Annotated in this window: 3 protein-coding genes; all 3 read right to left on the minus strand. The window is 59.4% G+C overall.

Annotated elements, in window-relative coordinates:
- On the minus strand, positions 1-1346 hold a 1346-nt coding region (locus IBX54_RS13240; protein ID WP_367141846.1), incomplete at its 3' end, for a GspE/PulE family protein.
- Between the two features lie 26 nt (positions 1347-1372).
- Positions 1373-2074 carry a spermidine synthase gene (locus IBX54_RS13245; RefSeq protein ID WP_296543128.1) on the minus strand — a complete coding sequence of 234 codons (702 nt, stop codon included), beginning with the start codon at positions 2072-2074 and terminating at the stop codon, positions 1373-1375.
- A gap of 163 nt (positions 2075-2237) precedes the next feature.
- A partial coding sequence (locus tag IBX54_RS13250; RefSeq protein WP_296543126.1) for an ATP-binding protein occupies positions 2238-3915 on the minus strand: 1678 nt, incomplete at its 5' end.

Genomic DNA, 3915 nt, shown 5'->3' on the forward strand with positions numbered 1-3915 from the left:
AGCTCCATCAGCCTGGTGACTGCGCTCGGTGCGTCGTTGGTGTGCAGCGTACTAAAGACCAGGTGCCCGGTGAGCGCCGCCTGCACCGCCATCTCGGCGGTGGCCTGGTCGCGAATCTCGCCGACCATGATGATGTCGGGGTCTTGCCGCATCAGCGCGCGCAAGCCTTCGGGAAAGCCGAAGTCAAGCTGCGGCTGCACCTGGGTCTGGTTGAACGCCGGCTCGATCATCTCGATCGGGTCTTCCACCGTGCTCACGTTGACCTCTTCGGTGGCGACGCGCTTCAGCGTGGAATAGAGCGTGGTGGTCTTGCCCGAGCCGGTGGGGCCGGTCACCAGAATGATGCCGTTGGGGCGCTTGACCAGCGCCTCCCAGCGCTGCGCGTCGTGCGCCGAGAAGCCCAGCGCATCGAGGTCCTTGACCGTGGTCTCGGGGTCGAAAATGCGCATCACCATCTTTTCGCCAAACGCGGTGGGCAACGTCGAGATGCGCATTTCGATCTCGTCACCGCTCGGGTTGCGCGTCTTGATGCGGCCGTCCTGCGGGCGGCGTTTTTCGACCACGTCCATGCGCCCGAGCAGCTTGATGCGTGCCGTCATGGCAGCCAGCACGCCCATCGGCATCTGGTACACCGGGTGCAGCACGCCGTCGATGCGAAAGCGGATCACGCCCTGCTCGCGCCGTGGCTCCAGGTGAATGTCGCTGGCGCGCTGGTCAAAGGCATATTGCCAGAGCCAGTCCACCACCTGCACCACGCTCTGGTCGTTGGCGTCGAGCTGCTTGTTGCTTTTGCCCAGTTCCACCAGTTGCTCAAAGCTGGAGCCCGCGTTGCTGCCCGCCTTGCTGGCTGAACGCACCGACTTGGCGAGCGCAAAAAACTCGGCGGTAAAGCGGGCGATGTCCTGCGGATTGGCCAGCACGCGGCGCACGCTGCGCCTGGCCTGGCGCTCCACCTCGGCCACCCAGTCGGTCAGATACGGCTCGGCGGTCGCCACTACCACCTCTTGTGCGCTCACCTGCACCGGCAATATTTTGTGGTGCTCGGCATAGGCCGGGCTCATGATGTCGGCCACCTTGGCCACATCGACCTTGAGCGGGTCGATGCGCAAATAGCCGAGCCCAGCGCGCGGCGCCAGCCATTGCACCAGTGCCTCCATGCCCATGGCCTTGTCGTCGCTGGCGCGGTGCACACCGACGCTGGTCAGGCGCAGCAGCGGGTGCTGCACGCTCTCGGCCTGGGCGCAACGCGACTGGATGCGCTGCGCCTCCGGCGCCGTGATGAGGCCGTCGGCCTGCAGCCACTGCACCAGGTTGCGCCAGTCCAGCGGACCCTGGGCTTGCTGCACTGGGGATGTCGCGGGCGGGCGCTGCATCATGACAGCATGGGCTTGAACACCCGCACCCATTTGCTCGCTGGCAGGCCCCATTCGAACTCGATGCGGTCGGCGCGCGCCATCAGCACATCGCGCTTGGGCCGGCTTGGCGTGTGCTGCGCCAGCACCACGGTGTTGCCTTCGCGCGTGGGTTTGAAGGCCCAAATGGCATCCTTGCCAAAAGCAGCCGACATCTTCTCGACGCTGCGGGTAAAGCTCGACGCGCGGCCAAACAGGTTCACCGTCATGCAGCCCTCAGGCGTCAGCAGGCGCCGGCAGTGGTTGTAAAACGGCAGGCTGTCGAGCACCGGCGCGGCGGCTTCGTGATCGTACAAATCCACCTGCAAGGCATCGACAGTGCCCCACCATTTAGGGTTCTGGATTTCCTGCGCGGCATCGGCCAGCACCACCTGCAGGCGGGGGGTTTCTGCCGGCAGCTTGAACCAGCTTTTGCAAGCTGCCAGCACCTTCGGATTGAGCTCGATGGCGGTGGTTTGCATGCGCAGTTCCTTGGCGCAGAACTTGGTGAGAGAGCCTGCACCCAGACCCAGTTGAACGGCTTGGCGCTCTTTCACCGACTCGGGCGGCACAAACAGCAGCCAGGCCATCATGCGCTGGATGTACTCGTGCACCAGGGCATTGGGCGCGTCCAGGTACATCGAACCCTGGATCCATTCGGTGCCAAGATGCAGGTGGCGCATCGGGCCATCGTCCGAGAAATTGACTTCGGGAAGTGCGTGGGTGTGTTTTTTCAAGATGCGGCCTGCTTCATACTATTTATTGAAATGAATTTCAACCATGAAAATTTATAAAACTCATCAAGATCAACAACTTGAAATTTTTTAACGCGGTTTTATTCTGCATTTATAAATTTTTATCCTGCATTTTCTCTGCAAGAACCCAGCGAGGCGCCTTGCGTGGTCCGGTATTCTTGATTCTCCCGGCACGCCTCATGTTGGTCAGGAGATTGCTGATTCTGTTGTGTTTTTGGACTTCATCCAGCGCATCGCTCAGCTTGCCAAAAAGCAAGGTGTTTATCTCAAGGCGATTAGCGGCTCCAAACTGGGAAAGATAGTCCAACACCAACTTGGCGTAAAACGCGTCGTCTTGTCCACGCGTGTTAATGTAATTTGCTTTGGCGGCAGTGGCAGACGCCACAACTGCAGACACGTACAGATGCGGCTTGCGTCCCTCAATCAATTTGGCACGGCGCAAGCGACTCACCACTAAATCATCTATCGGCAAGCTTTTTTGAACGCGATCCAAAGCCAAAATATCTTCCAGCGGCAAATTGGTTTTCTGAATCAACATACGGCTGTAGGCCACATCGACGACCGCGCCGTAAAGCGTCATCTTGACAGCCCGGGGCTCTGTCAGGTCGTAATCGGGCATGGGGAAATACCGCCGTGCCTGACCCACATGCATTTCGTGAATGCCATAACCCATGGTGTCAATCATGTTCAACTCAGCCATGGCCTGCGTCAAGAACGGATTACGGTAGCGCCTCGGGGTTTTATGGACACGGCCACTGCGCGCGTAATCCTGGTGCGCAATGCAGTTGTGCAGCGCCTCCAGCACAATCTTGCGATCGTACTTGGCCACCTCCACAGGCACCAGTTGATCGTCGGGCAATATGCGCAAGGGCACATTACGGATCTTTTGGTACAACTCGGTCGTGGTCAGCAAAAACGGCGGCGCAAAGTGCAAATAGGCTCGCTCTGGACCTTCGAGCTTCCAGGTAATTTGCGCAGGGTGCGGTGATAGCCGGTAAGCTGACTCCGCCTTGCCCAGCAGTAACAAGGTGGCGCGGGTAATGTGTCCATTTTGAGTGAGCCGCGCACGGTCCAAAAAAACCGCGTCGGGCCAGGCCGTAACGTCTTCCGCCGTGAACCGATTGGCATATTTCCTGGCAAAAGATTCCCGCGCTTTGGTCAGCGCCTGGGTATCCAGGTCTGCCAAGGTAGCGCCAGCAACCACTTGCGCAGTCCAGTCAGCTGCCCCCACCTGCCCGCGCAGAGCGTCTTGCTTATCCAAACCCAGATGAGTCAGACTTTCACCGGAACGTGCGTAGTAATGCCCTTTCCAGGCGATGGGCATCCCTTGCGGAGCAGCCGGTATTTCCAGCAACAGAACCCGGCCCTGTGCCGTTTGCAGCTCATGGATATCACGCAGCGTGATGCTCGGCTCGGTACCTTCGGAGATTTGCATTTTCAGGCTGTGCAGTCGCTCAGGCTCTGGCCTGTAGTTTGTACCCACCACGGATCGGCTGGCGTTGTCAACACCAAATACCAACCAAGCCTTTTCTTCATCACGGAGATTCGCTTCGTTTGCCAACGCGGAAAAGTACTTGCCGATATCTGACGTGGAATACCCGTCGCCCGCACGCTTGAACTCCACCACCTCGCCCTCCCAACGGGCAATCAAGTGGCGCAGCAGCGCGTCTAAAGTTGGCTTACCCATGGTTAAGCCCTCAAGACCTCTTGACTGCGGTGCCAAGGTGCTGGTGGCGCATCGGGCCATCGTCCGAGAAATTGACTTCGGG

The organism is Rhodoferax sp. (assembly GCF_014859475.1).
In the GTDB taxonomy this organism is placed as follows: Bacteria; Pseudomonadota; Gammaproteobacteria; order Burkholderiales; family Burkholderiaceae_C; genus Rhodoferax.